This is a genomic window from Gracilibacillus salinarum (assembly GCF_022919575.1).
GTDB classification, from domain to species: Bacteria; Bacillota; Bacilli; order Bacillales; family Amphibacillaceae; genus Gracilibacillus; species Gracilibacillus salinarum.
This window is the reverse complement of sequence record NZ_CP095071.1, coordinates 4352790-4370230: the sequence shown is the minus strand read 5'-3', so window position 1 is coordinate 4370230 and position 17441 is coordinate 4352790. Positions and strand designations below refer to the sequence as shown.

Sequence of the window (17441 nt, the reverse complement as noted above, 5' to 3'; positions counted from 1 at the left end):
TTTCAAACCGATATAATAGATGCACTCCTTAAAAAAGGCACATGGCTGTCAAGAATTCACTCATACTATCGAATATATAACAAATAACCAAAGGAGCTTGTACAAATATGGAAACCCAATTATATCAATTAAGAGCTGAACTCATTCGTTTTATGATGGCGTATAAGTTTGCACTGGAAGAAGTCAATACGAAGATCAATATCCTGCAACAGGAATTTCAATATATGCACGATTATAATCCGATCGAACATGTGAAATCTCGTGTAAAATCACCTGAAAGTATATTAAAAAAAATCAGAAAAAAAGAAATCCCGCTTTCGATGCCGGAAATTCAGGATAACATTCGCGACATAGCCGGTATACGAATCAATTGTTCGTTCACAAAAGATATTTACCGTATTTCTCAAATGCTCGAGGATCAAAAAGATATAACCGTTATTCAAAAAAAGGACTATATTGTAAATCCAAAGCCTAATGGCTATCGCAGTTTGCATTTAATCATCCAAATCCCCATCTTTATGTCTGATCGTGTTAAGAACGTATTTGTTGAAATTCAAATTCGTACAATTGCCATGGATTTCTGGGCTAGTTTAGAACACAAGATTTATTATAAATACAACAAAGATATACCAGAAAGGCTAAAGGCTGAATTAGCGGATGCCGCATCTTCCGCAACAGAGCTTGACAGAGAGATGGAATCTATCCATCAGGAAATCAATGAAATCAAGCAACAGACAGGTCCTTTATCTGATCAGGATGAGGAAATGATCTTTCCGATAGACTTGTTAAGGGAGATAGTGGATAATAAATAATAGAAGGAGCAAAACATTGCCAAAGGAAACATTTTTTAACTTACCAACTGAAAAGAAACAGAAATTATTAGATGCGCTGCATAAAGAATTCTCAGAGCAACCGCTCGCAACCGCCTCGATCGCTCATATCATACAATACGCTGATATACCGCGTGGCAGTTTTTATCAGTATTTTAATGATCTGGAAGATGCCTATTTCTATATCTTTAATCAACAAATCGAGCTGGCAATGGTTAAGTACATCTGGATTCTGGAAAAAAGCAAAGGAGATGTATTCCGGGCTTCTACTGAACTGTACCGAATTATAATAGAAGAGGAAGATCACTTTACCTTTTTTAAGCATGCTTTTCTTAATATGAACTATAAGATTGAAGAGAGTCTGTCAGGTATTTTTGCTAATGAGCAACGTATCGAACATTTTGAAGACATTTATAAAAGACTCGACTTACTATCTCTTAAACTCGAAAAAAAAGAAGAAATATTTCAATTGATGAAGTTGATTTCTGCAATTACTTTGCATAATATTATAGAGAAGTTTTCAAAAGACATGCCACTGGATGAGGCTGTTCAAACGTATCAGACACAATTAGCTTTTATCAAATCCGGTGTTGTTCAGTAATTTTTGTTAAGGGAGGTAGAAAATGAACCAAATAAACAGATTTCGTATCATAGGATTTTTGGAAGGAAGTTCATTATTGCTTCTATTATTTCTGGCAATGCCTCTGAAATATTGGGCGGGTTTACCAGAAGTTGTTACGGTATTTGGCAGTGTACATGGCGGCTTGTTCATTGTATACATATTGTTTACTATTTACACTACTATCACAGTCCGATGGCACTTCATCTGGTTCTTAAGCGCCGTCATTGTAGCATTCATCCCGTTTGGGAATTTTATTCTGGACAAGCGAATACGTCTATCGTTCCAATAACGAAATGATAACTTGAGCAAGCCGAACATACCAGCAATCTCATCAAACGAGATTCGTGGTATGTTCAGTTTTTTCCTTATATACGAAGAAAGGATAGAAGTACAGCCATAGAATTAATCATGCTGAATAGGAAGGTAGGTTCTTATAATATGGATTACGTCAACTAGCCGCTTTATGCTTTGGTAATTTTGGAATGATTCATGAGCTGGATACCGCTCCGTCCAACCACTGCGCGTGCTGCGGGAGTCTCCGTGGTTGGCCTACGCTAGGATTGGTGCTCTACAATCTTTGTAAAAGATAGCATTTTGATCACTCATCACTATATATAACGGGAATTGCATGAATAACATAATGCCTAGAACCACTGCTTTTAGCTGTTCCATATAATGTAGAATTTCCCTTAAGCGTAGGAAATAGGCGGAGACTCCCGTGAGATTAGTCGTGTGTGAAGACCCCGCAGTGAGCGTTTTTGCTCGCGATGAGGCTGAACCCGACCCCACAGGACGTGAAGCCTATTTCCGGAGCTTTGCTAAGCAGATAATCTATAGCAAAATGACTATTTTGCAATAAAGCCTTCGTTTACATGACCGGTTAGACTTACTCAGTTTTTCTTACGCTGCGTGTATAAGCTGTGAGAGAACATCTAAACAGATCCTGAAAAAGCGCGAATCAAATGATCTTGAAAGTTCGGTTTCCTAGCATTTTATTCCGCTAAGATATGACGGTTCATTTGCAGAATTGCCAGGAATTGATTAGCCATATATGACGAACTAAATTTAAAATCCTGCTGAATCCATTCTATTATTAATCCCCACACCGCATATGCCTGGTAACTGGCGATCAGATCAAGGTCTATATCCTGATTCGGTTGCTGGGAACTGGCTGCTTCTTTCATTAAATCTTTTAGTTTATGACATATTCTGCTCTGTAAGCCTTCCAATGCATTTGATTTGGCTATTACTGTATAAAAGTCGCTATAACTTGCAACATGTTCGAAGATTTTGATCGATGAGCCTGTTAAGTTGTCCACGTTTAATTCTTTAAATTGATGTAATGGCTCACGATAAGACACGATTAGATCTGCTATTACATCATCGACCATATCTTCTAACAATTGCTCTTTATATTGATAATGTTTATAAAACGTTCCCCTGTTCACATCCGCTTTTGTCACAATTTCCATTACTGTGATATGTTGCAAATTTTGTTGTTTTAATAAAGACATTAACGCTTTTTTTAATGATTTTTTCGATTTTCGAACACGACGATCCTGGTATTCATTCATGTATATATTCTCCCTGCTTGTTTAGAAATAGATGATAACTGAACATTTGAAGCATATTTGTCTAATAATCAACAAAGCAATATCTGATTGATGATTGTTTCGTCCATATTGGTATATTATACTATAAACAGATGTTGATTAATACACATCTGTTTATTTTTGAGATAACGGTTTCAAAATTATGTCCGAGGAGGAGTAAGTGATGAAATTACAAAACAAAGTAGCAATTGTAACAGGCGCAGCATCCGGTATGGGAAAAGCGATTGCAGAACGTTTCTCACAAGAAGGAGCAGCAGTCGTATTAGCTGATTTGAATGCAGAAGGTGTTAATACGCTAGCAAATGAGATAAACGATAATGGTGGAAAAGCAAAAGCTGTTGAAGTAAACATTGCCAATCTTGATGATATCAACAAGATGATTGAGGCAGCAGTTAATGAATTTGGTACATTAGACATTCTTGTTAATAATGCAGGAATCATGGACGGTTTTGAGCCCGTAGCAGAAGTAGATGATGACCGTTGGGATTTAATTTTCGATATCAACACAAAAGGTGTCATGCGTGCGATGCGAAAAGCCATCCCTGTCTTTTTAGAAAAAGGCCAAGGTGTTATTATTAATACTGCTTCTTCTGGTGGCTTGAATGGGGCTCACGCGGGTGCTACGTATACCGCATCGAAGCATGCAGTCATCGGGTTAACGAAGAACACTGCCTTTATGTATGCACAGAAAGGTATTCGTTGTAATGCGATTGCACCAGGCGCAGTTGCTACCAACATCTCAAGCTCCATGAAAAATGTGAGCCAGTTTGGAAGCGAACGTCTTAAATTAGGTCAATCTCTTATTCCAAATGTAGGATCTCCTAAGGATATTGCTAATGTTGCTTTATTCCTTGCATCCGATGAAGCTGCGTTTGTTAACGGTACAACGATTACCGCTGATGCTGGATGGACGTCAGCATTCTAATCAAATAAGACTCACTATCAGCCAATACTGATTTCAGTATTGGCTTTTTTGCTTTTATTCATAGTTTTTGACCACTGATCATAAAATGGAATAGCAGCAAAGAACGGAGGGTAATCAGATGATCATAAATGTCAGACAAGGCGATTCTTTATGGTATTACAGTCAACTATTCGGGATTCCGCTAACATTGATCGCCGCATCAAATAAACAGGTAAATCCAAACCAGATGATGATTGGCCAGCAAATAGCCATTCCTGGTTATGAGCTACAAACATATACCATTCAACCGGGTGATACGTTATGGGCAATTGCTCAAGCCAATCATCTGCCAATTGACCTTTTATATTTAGTTAATCCTGGTATTCAACCAATGTCATTGCAAATTGGCCAGAACATTAATATTCCTCAGCGAATTACAAGTCCCATTATTTCAGATGTTGATCATTACACCTATGATAAAATGAGAGAGGACATACAAAGACTTCGTAACCTGTACCCCTTTATCGATCAACAAACCATAGGTAATTCCGTATTAAATAAAGATATTATTGAACTGCGGGTTGGAACCGGTACGCGTCAAAAACACATTGATGGCTCTTTTCATGCAACGGAATGGATTACCACCCCAATTATTATGAAATTTTTAAATGATTATGTATTAGCTTTGACTAACAATCAGCAAATACGGGGACTAAACCTACTACCTTTCTTTGAATCCAACACATTATCTTTAGTACCAATGGTTAATCCAGACGGAGTAGATCTCGTCTTAAATGGAGCAGATGCAGCAGGTCCAAAACGGGACTTTGTTCTATCGATAAATGGCGGGAATACCGATTTTTCCGAATGGAAAGCAAATATAAATGGAGTCGATCTCAATAATCAGTATCCAGCATTGTGGGAGACAGAAGCTGATCGTAAACCGACATCACCTCAACCTCGTGACTTCCCAGGTTATCAGCCATTGTCAGAGCCTGAAGCGATTGCTATGGCGAATCTAGCGCAACAGTGGCCATTTGAAATTTTAAATGCTTTCCATACACAGGGGCAAGAAATTTACTGGGGTTTCCAAGGTTTAGAACCACCTCAGTCTGAAACGATTGTCGAAGAATTTAGTCGAGTCAGCGGTTACGATGCTATTCAATATGTTGACAGTTATGCCGGTTACAAAGACTGGTTTATTCAGGAATTTCAACGTCCTGGTTATACAGTTGAACTCGGAATCGGAGTCAATCCACTGCCGATTTCTCAATTTGATGAAATTTATGAAGATACATTAGGAATCATGCTGGCCACTTTATATATGTAAGAAGCAAAAACAAACGACTTTAGTCATCGTGAATGAAAAGTGAGACATTAATCAGTGGGGGATTACGGACGGTTAGCGTCGTGATAACATAAAAGCCGAATTTACACAAAAAAGGACACTCAGACCAAATTCGTGTTATGCTCGGCTTTTATTTTGGTGAATATATACTGTGCGAAGTAAGTTCTAAAACAGATCTAGAAAAAGCGTGAATCAGATGAATAGGAAAACATTTTTTTCGACTTGGTCATTTTGATATTTTTAATGTGCTTGGCAAAGCTCCGGAAATAGACTCCGCGTCCTGTGGGCACGGCTTCAGCTAGGCTACTACTTTGAACTACTCCTTTGCTGCCTTGTGCCGAGGAAGCTTACTTCGAAGCGGTACTTGCAGACACAAGCACAAACTAAGTGGATCTTCAGCTCGCGCTGATTCCACGGGAGTCTCCGCCTATTTCCTACGCTTAAGGGAAGTGCTACAACAGTTGCAATAATCAATAGCAGCAGTTCTAGGCATTATTCTAGTAGTAGTGTAGGATGAACGCTGATGAATAACACTCAAAATACTACAACCTACATCAGTTGTAGAGCCTAAATATTAGCGTAGGCCAACCACGGAGACTCCCGCGGGATTGTGCAGGTGATGGAGATCCACTTTGTGAAGTGGTCTTCTTCACAAAGTTAGCTCCAGCCGTGCCCCGCAGGACGCGGAGTGGTTGGACGGAGCGGTATCCAAGCACAAACTCTATTTCAAAATGGACTCAAAGCATAAAGTTAATGAAGCCTAACCAAATTTTCTTTACTTCGCAGTATGCTTCAACTCCGTATTTCGAGGAATTTTGGACAGCTCCTATTACGTCTTGCGGTTAAAATTAATTTGAGATCCAATTCTGCTATTTCCAAATCTTCGCATATTTTTTCCGATACTTAGGATCTTCCTCTAACTCGATTAAGGACAATGCCACTTTTTCGACTTCAGGGTTCTCTGTCTCTTGATAAATATTATATAGATTCTGGATCATATCATTTCGTCTTAATGTGTAATTTTTTTCATTTGCGCCATTAATAAACCGGTCTGTCATCCGATCGACAACGAGCTTTTCGTGCTGCTTACCTGCTAAGGCTATCCGCCATATCGCTTGTAAGGTATGTCTTGCAGTTACGAATTTTTCGTCATACGTTACTTGCCATACTTTATCAAAATCGTCTAAGATCCGATTCTCAGGATCACTAATGGCTAAATAAGACAAAAACTGTCCAGCACGTGATCGGTCATGGGCATCCTTACTCGATAAATCCTCGACAAGCTCGTCCCACACTTCGTAGGCCCAATCCACTTCATGCTTCATTTCCTTTATCAATTGGGTATATGCTTCATATTGTTTGTTACGATCCTTGCTTTTCAAATTGTCGAAGTTAGACTGAACTGTCTGATTCACATATAACACCCTTTCTATTTAATTATCATAACGAAAGCTGTTTACCTCTCGATAAACAGCTTCACTGTGTATTTATGGTAATTTATTTCCTGCAACACGGTATAAATCATACCACTCTTCCCTAGATAACGTTACATCTGATGCTTTTGCTATTTGAGAGATTCGCTCGGGATTCATTGAGCCAATTATCGGTTGCATGTTTGCCGGATGTCTCAAAATCCAAGCGATTGCAATGGCAGATTTTGAGACACCTTTTTTATCTGCATATTCTTGAAGTTTCTCATTTAGAACAGGAAATTGATCATTATCGACAAAAACCCCTTCAAAGAAACCATGTTGGAATGGTGACCACGGCTGAATGGTCATGTCATGGAGGCGACTGTAATCGATCACGCCACCGTCACGTACGATCGACGGATCATGCTCCATATTTACATTCAGACCGGCATCAATCATTGGCGTAAACATTAAGCTTAACTGTAATTGATTGGCTATCAGGTCCTGCTCCACTGATTTTTTTAGCAACTCGATTTGCATCGGGTTATGATTGCTTACTCCAAAATGGCGAACCTTGCCACTCTGTTTTAATTCATTAAAAGCCTCCGCCACTTCTTCCGGCTCCATTAAAGCATCCGGTCTATGTAGTAACAATATATCAAGATAATCTGTTTTTAAGCGTTGTAAACTTCCTTCCACAGAACGAATAATGTGTTCCTTAGAAAAGTCAAAAAAACCGTCGCGAATACCGCATTTTGATTGAATGACCATTTTTTCACGGATCGACGGATTCATATCAATCGCATCAGCAAAAATTTCTTCAGATTTACCTGCTCCGTAAATATCGGCATGATCAAACATATCAATTCCAGCCTCCATGCTTTGTTCAATGACACGGTTGGCCTCTTGTGTCGATAACTGATCCATGCGCATACAGCCAAGTGCTATTTCGCTAACCTGCAGACCGCTATTTCCCAACTCTAACTTTTTCATTACTATCACCTCTCTTACATAGTAGCACATCGCTAATTTGTAAGCGATTAAACTGCTTTCTAATCATTAAGTTGCAGCTAAATACAGTGCACCTTTAATTCCCGCTTCATCCGTTAGTCCAGGAGGCACGATATACTGATCAATCTCTGCTTCCGTCAAATGCGGCGAGCTGACATATTCATTTAACATTTCTAACACTTTATGACGAACTAATGGGAAAAGCTGTTGTTGTTTCATCACGCCTCCACCCATAATAATTCGCTCTGGTGACAGAATGTAAATATAATTGGTTAATGCTTGTGCGAGATAGAATGCTTCCATTTCCCAGACTTTATCATTTTCTGCTAGCTCGTGCCCTTTCTTCCCCCATCTTTTTTCTAATGAAGGTCCGGCAGCAATCCCTTCCAGACAGTCGTAGTGATAAGGGCATGTCCCTTTATAGGTATCATCAGGATGGCGAGCTACTTTGATATGGCCCATCTCAGGGTGTGAGAGCCCTTTCAATGTTTGTCCGTGAAAATAGGCTCCCGCACCGATTCCAGTACCAACCGTAATATACAGACAGGAATCGACGTCTTTTGCGTTACCCCATTTTGCTTCAGACATCGCCGCTACATTTACATCGGTATCTATCACTACTTCTACACCAAGACTATCTTTTAAGGCAGCACCTAATGGATAGCCTACCCAGTCAGTCTTCGGTGTATTTTGGATTTGACCGTAACTCTTACTGTTCTGATTTATATCAATCGGACCAAAACCTCCAAGTCCCAATCGTTCAATGCCTTTTCCTTCAAAAAACGCGATCACCTTCGGCACCGTAATTTCAGGATGCTCTGTCGGTATAACCGTCTTTTCAAAAATTCCCCCATATTCATCACCGATTGCTAATACAAATTTAGTACCGCCTGCTTCAATTCCTCCAAGCTTCATTTCCATAACCTCCAGCTACATGCTTTTTACACTCTTATTGTAGCATAATCTCTCGGTCAAATAGAATAACATCCCCCTTTATTCTGCATACTACCTAACAAAAAGGAGATTGGAAATGGAAGTATTCTATCTTATCGCTATTTTATCAGCCAGCCTGACGATTTTATTGAAACATTGGGGATTGCTAATGGTACAAGTGGCGTTTTTAATTATCGTCAGTCTATTTGCTCCTGATTCCTATTTATGGCTCTTGATAGCTATTCAGTTACTTTCGGGGATCTGGCTGCTTCTAAAAACCTTACAAGCAGTGGAATATAACTATCAATTAGAACTAGAAAAGACACACCGGATCGAGCAACATTGGACAAAGGGGCATCAAAACGGCACGAAAAAGAATTTTTTATCATAGGTGGTTAGACATTATTCTGCTATAATATGTAAGTCATCTTTAAAAAAAGGAGTATTATTACATGTTAAAGCAGTTTTTTTCTTACTATAAACCGCACAAACGCTTGTTTATTATTGATTTTGGCTGTGCTGTATTTGTGGCAATTCTGGAATTAGCTTTTCCTGTTGCGGTGCAATGGTTAATTGACGACCTTTTGCCAAATGGAGAATGGGATATGATTGTTACGGTCAGCATTCTATTATTAGCCGTTTATGTCCTGAGCACCTTCATGCAATTTATCGTCAGTTATCTTGGGCATAAACTGGGAATCAATATTGAAACTGATATGCGCGAAGAATTATTTACACATGTGCAAAGACAGTCCTTCCGTTTCTTTGATAATACCAAAACAGGTCATATTATGAGTAGAATTACGAACGATCTATTTGATATCGGGGAACTTGCCCATCACGGACCGGAGGACTTTTTTATTGCGATCATGACGTTTACCGGCGCTTTTTGGATTATGTTCACCATTAATCCTACCCTTGCCATTATTGCTCTCGTCATCGTTCCATTATTAACAGTACTAGTAACTTATTGTAATATCGCAATGAATAAAGCATGGCATCGAATGTATCATAATATTGCAGATGTCAATGCACGAGTAGAAGACGCTGTTTCTGGTGTTCGCGTCGTACAATCTTTTACTAATGAAGATTTTGAATTAAATCGATTCAATGAAGACAACGGTCGTTTCCGAAAAGCAAAAATTAAAGCTTACAAAGTAATGGCCGGAACACATTCCAGTATTTACATGATGACGCGTTTCTTAACGTTGATTGTGCTAGTCGTAGGTGCCTGGTTAAGCTTCAATGGGAGTTTGTCATATGGTGAATTAGTAAGCTTTGTATTATACACCAATGTTCTTATTAAACCGGTTGATAAAATCAGTGCACTCTTGGAACTGTATCCAAAAGGAATGGCAGGTTTTCGTCGTTTCCAGGAAATCTTAGCGAAGGAACCCGACATCAAAGACGACCCGAACGCACTGGAAGTGGACAAGCTTACAGGTGATATCCGATTTGATCACGTTGATTTCTCCTATGATGATCACCAGCAAGTATTAAAAAATATCAACTTGCAAATAACCCCTGGTGAAACAGTTGCCTTTGTCGGTCCATCAGGTGCTGGTAAAACGACTATTTGTTCTCTTATTCCGAGGTTCTATGATGTCAATAATGGTTCCATCACCATCGATGACCATGACATTCGTGACATTACGAAGAAATCGCTCCGTTCCCAAATTGGTATTGTTCAGCAGGATGTCTTTCTGTTTACAGGGACAGTCCGTGAGAATATTGCCTATGGAAGTCAGGATGCGACCGATGAAGAAATAGTGCTCGCAGCGAAGAAAGCACACCTTGATCAAGTGATTGCTGACTTACCTGATGGCTATGATACCCAAATTGGCGAACGTGGCTTGAAACTTTCTGGTGGTCAGAAACAACGGATGGCGATTGCCAGAACATTTTTAAAAAATCCACCAATCCTTATTCTAGATGAGGCAACGTCAGCTTTGGACACCGAAACAGAACGAATGATTCAGCAATCGTTAGATCAACTCGCCGAGAACAGAACGACGCTTGTTATCGCCCACAGATTGGCTACGATAAAAGATGCAGACCGTGTTGTAGTGGTAACAAATGAGGGAATAGCCGAACAAGGAAGTTATCAGGATTTACTCGCGATGGACGGGGTATTTGCCCGACTTCACAAAATTCAATATGAAAAAAATGAAGACTAAGTGCGCTGGCACTTAGTCTTCTTCATTCCAAAACAAATCATCTAGCGTCTTATTAACTGTTTTACAGATCGCGATGCACAATTGCAAGGTAGGATTATACTTACCTTGCTCAATTAAACCGATTGTCTGCCTGGTTACACCAATCTTTTTTGCTAACTCTTCTTGTGATAAATCGTGTTCTATTCGAGCTACCTTTAACTTCAAGTTCTTCATTCTTCTTCTTCTTCCTCTAGCTGTTTATCAACTGCTTTATCACTTCTCGTTTTCGCAATCTGATAGCTGACAAAAAGACCAATCACCAAAAAAGGCAAGTAGATCATCAGCGATCCAGCAAAGGTGATAAAGAAAAAGCTGATCTCTTCCATTCTGCTGTCAGCATATTGTACAGAACTGTTCACACCGAAAATAAGCGCAATCAATAATCCGAATACAATTCCGCTAATAACCGTTTTCGCCTGGAAGCTCCACTTATGTTTCTGATCATGTAACTCAACCTCTGATGTGAATAATCCTTTTTGTACTACTCGTATTGCATAGTACGCCCCAGCGACAAGGAAGATAATCATTTCGGTTGCTACGTACTCCATTGAGATACCGTACTCGAACGACTTATATATAGCGGAAACTAAACAAACAAGGTAAATCACCATAAATAACTCACGATAAATTTTATTTTGCTCGTTTATAACGCGCTCATCCTGAAAGCTGCTTTTTTTAAAAAACATCGAACCCCTCCAGTTAGTTTATATCTTTCATTATACTTAATATTTTACTTTTTGCAACATATATATTACATTAAGGTCGATAAAATATACAAAAGGAATTCTTAGCCCGATATTCCTCACTAATACCTGCTCATTCTTAATTAACTTTATAGCTGCCGATAATATGGATTATGTAAACAAAGGCTTTATTGCAACATAGTCATTTTGATATAGATTATCTGCTTAGCAAAGCTCCGGAAATAGGCTCCGCGTCCTGTGGGCACGGCTTCAGCTAAGCTACTACTTGAATAACATCTGTGCTGCCTTGTGCCGAGGAAGCTCACTTCGAAGCGATACTAGAAGACACAGGCACAAATAAATGGATCTTCAGCTCGCGCTGATTCCACGGGAGTCTCCGCCTATTTCCTACGCTTATGGGAAGTACTACAACGATTGGAACAGCTAGAAGCAGTGGTGCTTAGCAATGTATTTCATCAATTATGGTGTAAATCTTGCAGATAGTGCTTCATATCCTAGCTGCCGCATAAATTGTGGAGCTATACATCAGCGGAGGCCAACCACGGAGACTCCCGCGGGATTGTGCAGGTGCTGCAAATCCACAACGTCTGCACCTGTGTCTTCTAGTAAAGCTTCGAAGTAGGCTTCCTCGGTGCAAGGAAGCAAAGAAGTATTTCGGGTAGTAGCCTAGCTTCAGCCGTGCCCCGCAGGACGCGGAGTGGTTGGACGGAGCGGTATCCCAGCACATTAAATATCTCAATATGGCTGCTTGGCTAGCGATGGCTAGTTAACATAATCCATATTATAAGGAATTCAACTTCATGTTTCATAAGATTACTGCTGTGACTGCACTTTTATGCTTTCTTGTCTGATCTAAAAACTCGTTTATCTCTCTGTCATTATACGCTCTGTTATATCTGCATTAAGAGATTTTTGTACCATTCTCCACTTTCTGATCCGGACCTAACAGGACGACATCATCCGTACCCGGTACGCCTCCTAAAACAAGTACTTCTGATTTAAAACCGGCAATTCGCAGTGGTGGAAAATTTACTACTGCAGCGACTTGTCTTCCAATTAATTGTGCAGGCTCGTATCGTTTCGTAATCTGTGCAGAAGATTGTTTAATACCTAATTCTCCAAAATCTATTCTCAATTTTATCGCTGGTTTTCTTGCTTCCGGGAAAGCTTCTGCCTCCACAATTGTCCCAACACGCAAATCTAATTTAGTAAAATCATCAAACGTAGCCATTTTTTACACCTCTATTATTGTGTTTTGCAACCATTGACCGATAACAGCCAACGCTTGTATATCACTTACTATTCCATCATGGTCAATGTCTTCCAGAATCATAACATCCACATAGGGATTATCCTGAAACAATGGTTCATATGCAGTTGCTACAAATTGTTCATCTTCCTTCCCTGCTATAAGCAGCGTAGGCTTGGATAGATTTGCGATCGTATTCAGATAATGTACAGGATACCTCGATGCAAAGAGACGATAACTTAACGATATGGTTTCTGAACCATGTCGCAAATTTTCAGGCTTCTGGTTTTCAAAAACAATCCTGTCATTGTTTTTCGTGATATTTTGTTCATTCAATGCCAGTATCGAACTTAGATTATTTCTGATTGCCCGGCGAAATCCCGTGTTCTCCTTTGGTACAGTCGGGGCGCCAAAATGAATCAATGGCGCCAACAAGAGAAAAAGATCAAAGGCATCTGCAAGTTCTGTTTCCGAAAGCCTGAGCACACTGCCTCCTCCTGCAGAATGACCAGCCAGGATAAATCGTGAATCTTGATGATCTTTTTTTAACTGTGTTATAAATTGTTTTAAATCGTCTTCGTGCTGTCCGATATAGTCAATATCACCTTTTTTCGGACAAAAATCGCCGTATCCACGTAAATCAGGTGTCAAGACGGTTGCAATATTTCGCTTAGCAATGTATGATGCTAGAGGAGCTAAATAACGATGGTTTTCCGAAATACCATGTAGCAATATCATAATATCGTTACTAGTATGGGCCGGATACTTTTGATAAAAATGCCGATAACCATCATTGGTAGTATAAAAATGCATGCTGGACTCTCCCTTTGTACTATCATTAAGCCTATTATAACACTTTCCTTACATCATGTTTTACTAGATATTTGTAATCATATTCACCTAAATAAAAATAGTCTAAAAGACCTATTCGAGATTGAAGTGCTTGCCACATCAACTTTCCTACCTCTTTTTCTACCAAACTAGAAAAATATAACTGAGATTTTTTTATTGTCAAAAATGAGCTTATCATTTAAAATCTATATATAGTATCAAACAACAAAATTACTACAATATATTGTATTCATTATAACTATACTGATTCATTAACTGTTCGGTGAATACATAAAACAACTTATTAATTTCCGCTCCTACCGAGCGTTTTTATTATGTATATGGGGGTTTTTATCATGGCAACAGAAGTAAAATCTATTAAACAATCTGTCATCCAAGCTTTGCAAGATGCAGGAGAAAAGTACGGATTAAATACGGCAGAAATCCAAAAACGAATTGAAGAAACTACAAAATCCGACAAAGATACAACACAAGAAGCCCTTTTTTATTCGTTAAATCGTATCGCGATGGATGAACCAAATTGGACATTTGTGGCTGCACATTTTCATTTAAAACAGCTTTACGAAGAAGCGGCAGCTAATCGCGGATATGATGCTGAGCAACAATATGGAGATTTCTATTCCTTGATTCAAACTCTTACAGATAAGGGTATCTACAGCAAAGACTTACTTCAATCATATAGCAAAGAAGAAATTCAGACGTTGCAATCGTTTATTGATCCAACACAAGATACCCGTTTTAACTACATTGGGCTTTTCTTGCTTGCTGACCGTTATATCGCAAGGGATCACGACCGCAATCTGTTTGAATTGCCACAGGAGCGCTTTATGATCATTGCCATGACATTAATGCAAAACGAAGCTCCTGAACAACGATTGGAATTAATTAAAGAAGCTTATTGGGCTTTAAGTAATTTATATATGACAGTCGCTACACCAACTTTATCAAACGCTGGTAAAAGCTATGGACAATTATCATCCTGTTTCATTGATACTGTTGATGATTCATTAGACGGTATTTATTTAAACAACTGGGATATTGCACGCCTTAGTAAAGATGGAGGCGGAATCGGCATCTATTATGGAAAAGTTCGTGCCTTAGGCTCTGATATTAAGAAATTTAAAGGTAATTCATCTGGTGTTGTTCCGTGGATTCGACTAATTAACGATACTGCTGTCAGTGTCGACCAGCTAGGTCAGCGTCAAGGTGCTGTTGCCATTTATTTAGATGTATTCCATAAAGATGTAATGAATGGGTTCTTAGATTTGAAAACCAACAATGGCGACGAGCGTCGTAAAGCACATGATATCTTTACAGGCGTTAGCATCCCTGATTTATTTATGGAGCAATTACAAGAAACAGATGCGACTGGAAAAAGTATCGGAGAATGGCATACTTTCTGTCCGCATCAGGTGAAACAAATGATGGGCTGGAAAGACGAAAACGGTAATTCTCTAGGACTGGAAGATTTTTATGATGAGAAAGATCATAAATATTTCACCGAGAAATACTGGGAAGCAGTTAATCACCCGTTATTACCAAGAAAAACATACCGTGCCATGGACATTATGGCCCGCATTATGATCGCTCAATTAGAAACTGGAACACCATATATGTTCTATCGCGACGAAGTAAATCGTCAAAATCCAAACAAGCATAAACGCGGTATTGGTAAAACATCTGTTTATTGCAGCAACTTATGTACAGAGATTGCGCAGAATATGTCACCAACGACTATCTCTAACGAGTATCAAGATGAAGAAGGCAACATCATCATTGTTCGAAAACCAGGCGACTTTGTAGTATGTAACCTGTCTTCTATCAACCTGCCAAACGCAGTTCGTGCAGACGTAATAGAGCGTCTGGTCAAAATTCAGGTTCGTATGCTGGATAACGTCATCGACTTAAACACGATTTCCGTCGGTCAAGCACAAGTAACGAACAAAAAATACCGTGCTGTCGGACTCGGAACATTCGGCTGGCATCACCTGCTTGCTTTAGAAAGCATTCATTGGGAATCTGACGAAGCAGTAGCTTATGCAGACAAAGTATACGAAGACATTGCTTATTACACGATAAAAGCATCCATGGAACTGGCAAAAGAAAAAGGTGCTTATTCCGAATTTGAAGGATCAGAATGGCAATCCGGCGTCTACTTTGACCGCCGTGACTACCACTCCGACCGTTGGAACGAATTACGCGCAGACGTAGCAGCAAATGGTATCCGTAATGGTTGGCTAATGGCTGTTGCACCTAACTCGTCAACGGCAAAAATCGGTGGCTCAACGGATGGTATTGACCCATTGTATGCAGTAGAGTTCGCTGAAGAAAAGAAAAACTTTAAATTCAAAGTTACCGCGCCAGACCTTGATCATGTAACTTATAATTATTACCGAAGAGCACGTCATGAATTAGATCAAGTGTGGAGCATTAAACAAAATGCCAAGAGACAACGCCATGTTGACCAGGCAATCAGCTTTAACTTCTATGTACGTCATGATATCAAAGCAAAAGAATTATTAAACTTACACATTGCAGCTTGGGAAAATGGACTGAAAACAACGTATTATGTCCGCAGTACCTCTCAAACAGAAATCGAAGAGTGCGAAGCTTGTCACAGCTAATCTTATGATTAGCTGCTGACCTTTCTCGCTACATCTTTAAAAGGAGGATGTGTCACATGACACAAGTCGATCAACCTTTATCAAAAATTAAATTATTAAATCCAACGTATCCCAATAAATCTACAGGAATTATTAATGGAGAGTCTTCCGGTCTACTAAACTGGAACGATATTGCCTATCCACAAATGTACGACCTGTATCAAACATTGTTAGCGAATTTCTGGAAGGCACAAGAGATTAATATGCAAGATGATATCAAACAATGGGATAACTTAACTGATACGGAGAAAGATATATTCTTACGTATTAATACACAACTGGCATCATTAGACAGTTTACAAACACCAACGATGACACATGTAATGGACTATGTTACTGATTCGAGCTTTAAAGCAATCTTTGCTGTTATTTCTCAGCAAGAAGCAGTTCACAATGAGTCTTATTCCTATATTTTGAGTTCATTAGTGCCTTTACGTGAACAAAACGAACGATTTACACAAGCTAAAGAAGATCCAATTGTACGCAAACGAAATCAATTGATCCTAGACAGTTACGAAACATTCCGTGAGAATCCAACGCCACAGCGATTGTTCGAACTGGCGATCAACTCTATCAACTTAGAAGGTATCTATTTCTATGCTGGCTTCGCTTTCTTCTATCATTTAGCTCGTCAGCAAAAAATGTTAAAAACAAGTACAATGATCAGTTATATTCAGCGTGACGAAATGCAGCATGCTTATTTCGTATCACAGTTCGTACGGATCTTATTGACAGAGAATCCGGAATTGAATACAGAGGAAAACATTCAATATGTTTACAATACTGTCGATCAGGCTGTACAGCTGGAAAAAGAATGGGCTGACTACATTTTGAAAGATATTGAAGGTATTGATCTTGAAGAATTCCATGGCTATGTAGAATACCTGGCCAATAAACGTTTCCGTCAAATCGGACTGGATAATTATTATCCTGAACGCGACAATCCAATGGAATGGATTCATGTTTTCAGTGATGAAATGATGAACGAAACAAAATCTGATTTCTTCGAACAGAAATCAAGAACGTATACGAAAGTATCTTCTTCCAACGGATTTGACGAATTGTAAGTTACAAAAATCTGAAA

At 39.1% G+C, this 17441-nt stretch carries 17 protein-coding genes; 9 read left to right on the top strand and 8 right to left on the bottom strand.

The features are described from left to right. Positions 1 to 107: 107 nt before the first annotated feature. The 3 genes from MUN87_RS20460 to MUN87_RS20450 are packed head-to-tail and all read left to right on the top strand — an operon-like array spanning position 108 to position 1741. Positions 108 to 812, top strand: a complete 705-nt coding sequence (locus MUN87_RS20460) for a GTP pyrophosphokinase (RefSeq protein ID WP_244743568.1) — start codon at positions 108 to 110, stop codon at positions 810 to 812. A 16-nt stretch (positions 813 to 828) separates the two neighbouring features. After that, complete coding sequence (locus MUN87_RS20455) at positions 829 to 1431, top strand: TetR/AcrR family transcriptional regulator (RefSeq protein ID WP_244743566.1); 603 nt, start codon at positions 829 to 831, stop codon at positions 1429 to 1431. A gap of 22 nt (positions 1432 to 1453) precedes the next feature. Continuing rightward, entirely contained in the window at positions 1454 to 1741 is a 288-nt protein-coding gene (locus MUN87_RS20450; RefSeq protein WP_244743564.1) for a DUF3817 domain-containing protein, read from the top strand. Positions 1742 to 2444: 703 nt separating this feature from the next. Here MUN87_RS20450 and MUN87_RS20445 read toward each other — a convergent pair. After that, positions 2445 to 3026 (bottom strand): TetR/AcrR family transcriptional regulator, encoded by a 582-nt coding sequence (locus MUN87_RS20445; RefSeq protein WP_244743562.1) that lies wholly within the window; start codon positions 3024 to 3026, stop codon positions 2445 to 2447. 202 nt (positions 3027 to 3228) lie between these two features. Here MUN87_RS20445 and MUN87_RS20440 point away from each other — a divergent pair, with 202 nt between their 5' ends. Next, a complete protein-coding gene (locus MUN87_RS20440; protein WP_244743560.1) occupies positions 3229 to 3990 on the top strand; it encodes an SDR family oxidoreductase in 762 nt (253 codons plus the stop codon). Positions 3991 to 4108: 118 nt separating this feature from the next. Further along, positions 4109 to 5299, top strand: coding sequence for a M14 family metallopeptidase (locus MUN87_RS20435; protein WP_244743558.1), 1191 nt, complete (start codon positions 4109 to 4111; stop codon positions 5297 to 5299). Between the two features lie 887 nt (positions 5300 to 6186). On the opposite strand, the gene MUN87_RS20430 is transcribed toward MUN87_RS20435, so the two are convergent. The 3 genes from MUN87_RS20430 to MUN87_RS20420 form a co-directional block, all read right to left on the bottom strand. Then, a complete protein-coding gene (locus tag MUN87_RS20430) occupies positions 6187 to 6732 on the bottom strand; it encodes a hypothetical protein (protein WP_244743557.1) in 546 nt (181 codons plus the stop codon). Positions 6733 to 6804: 72 nt separating this feature from the next. Continuing rightward, complete coding sequence (locus MUN87_RS20425; RefSeq protein WP_244743555.1) at positions 6805 to 7722, bottom strand: aldo/keto reductase; 918 nt, start codon at positions 7720 to 7722, stop codon at positions 6805 to 6807. 66 nt (positions 7723 to 7788) lie between these two features. Beyond that, a complete protein-coding gene (locus tag MUN87_RS20420) occupies positions 7789 to 8655 on the bottom strand; it encodes an ROK family protein (protein ID WP_244743553.1) in 867 nt (288 codons plus the stop codon). Between the two features lie 115 nt (positions 8656 to 8770). Between MUN87_RS20420 and MUN87_RS20415 the strand changes: the two genes are divergently transcribed. Both MUN87_RS20415 and MUN87_RS20410 read left to right on the top strand, forming a co-directional pair. Next, entirely contained in the window at positions 8771 to 9064 is a 294-nt protein-coding gene (locus MUN87_RS20415) for a hypothetical protein (protein WP_244743551.1), read from the top strand. Between the two features lie 61 nt (positions 9065 to 9125). Next, positions 9126 to 10850, top strand: a complete 1725-nt coding sequence (locus tag MUN87_RS20410) for an ABC transporter ATP-binding protein (protein ID WP_244743549.1) — start codon at positions 9126 to 9128, stop codon at positions 10848 to 10850. 12 nt (positions 10851 to 10862) lie between these two features. On the opposite strand, the gene MUN87_RS20405 is transcribed toward MUN87_RS20410, so the two are convergent. The 4 genes from MUN87_RS20405 to MUN87_RS20390 all read right to left on the bottom strand — a co-directional run bounded on the left by MUN87_RS20405 (position 10863) and on the right by MUN87_RS20390 (position 13655). Next, on the bottom strand, positions 10863 to 11063 hold the full coding sequence (locus tag MUN87_RS20405) for a helix-turn-helix transcriptional regulator (protein WP_244743547.1): 201 nt from the start codon (positions 11061 to 11063) through the stop codon (positions 10863 to 10865). Continuing rightward, positions 11060 to 11575 (bottom strand): DUF6773 family protein, encoded by a 516-nt coding sequence (locus MUN87_RS20400; protein WP_244743545.1) that lies wholly within the window; start codon positions 11573 to 11575, stop codon positions 11060 to 11062. Before MUN87_RS20400 ends, MUN87_RS20405 begins: the two co-directional genes overlap by 4 nt. 919 nt (positions 11576 to 12494) lie before the next feature. After that, positions 12495 to 12824 (bottom strand): chaperone CsaA, encoded by a 330-nt coding sequence (gene csaA / locus MUN87_RS20395; RefSeq protein ID WP_244743543.1) that lies wholly within the window; start codon positions 12822 to 12824, stop codon positions 12495 to 12497. Positions 12825 to 12827: 3 nt separating this feature from the next. Further along, positions 12828 to 13655 carry an alpha/beta hydrolase gene (locus MUN87_RS20390; protein WP_244743541.1) on the bottom strand — a complete coding sequence of 276 codons (828 nt, stop codon included), beginning with the start codon at positions 13653 to 13655 and terminating at the stop codon, positions 12828 to 12830. A gap of 374 nt (positions 13656 to 14029) precedes the next feature. On the opposite strand from MUN87_RS20390, the gene MUN87_RS20385 reads away from it, so the two are divergent. Together MUN87_RS20385 and MUN87_RS20380 are read left to right on the top strand one after the other, a co-directional pair. Beyond that, complete coding sequence (locus MUN87_RS20385; RefSeq protein ID WP_244743539.1) at positions 14030 to 16318, top strand: ribonucleoside-diphosphate reductase subunit alpha; 2289 nt, start codon at positions 14030 to 14032, stop codon at positions 16316 to 16318. 56 nt (positions 16319 to 16374) lie between these two features. After that, positions 16375 to 17424, top strand: coding sequence for a ribonucleotide-diphosphate reductase subunit beta (locus tag MUN87_RS20380; protein WP_244743537.1), 1050 nt, complete (start codon positions 16375 to 16377; stop codon positions 17422 to 17424). Positions 17425 to 17441: the final 17 nt, after the last annotated feature.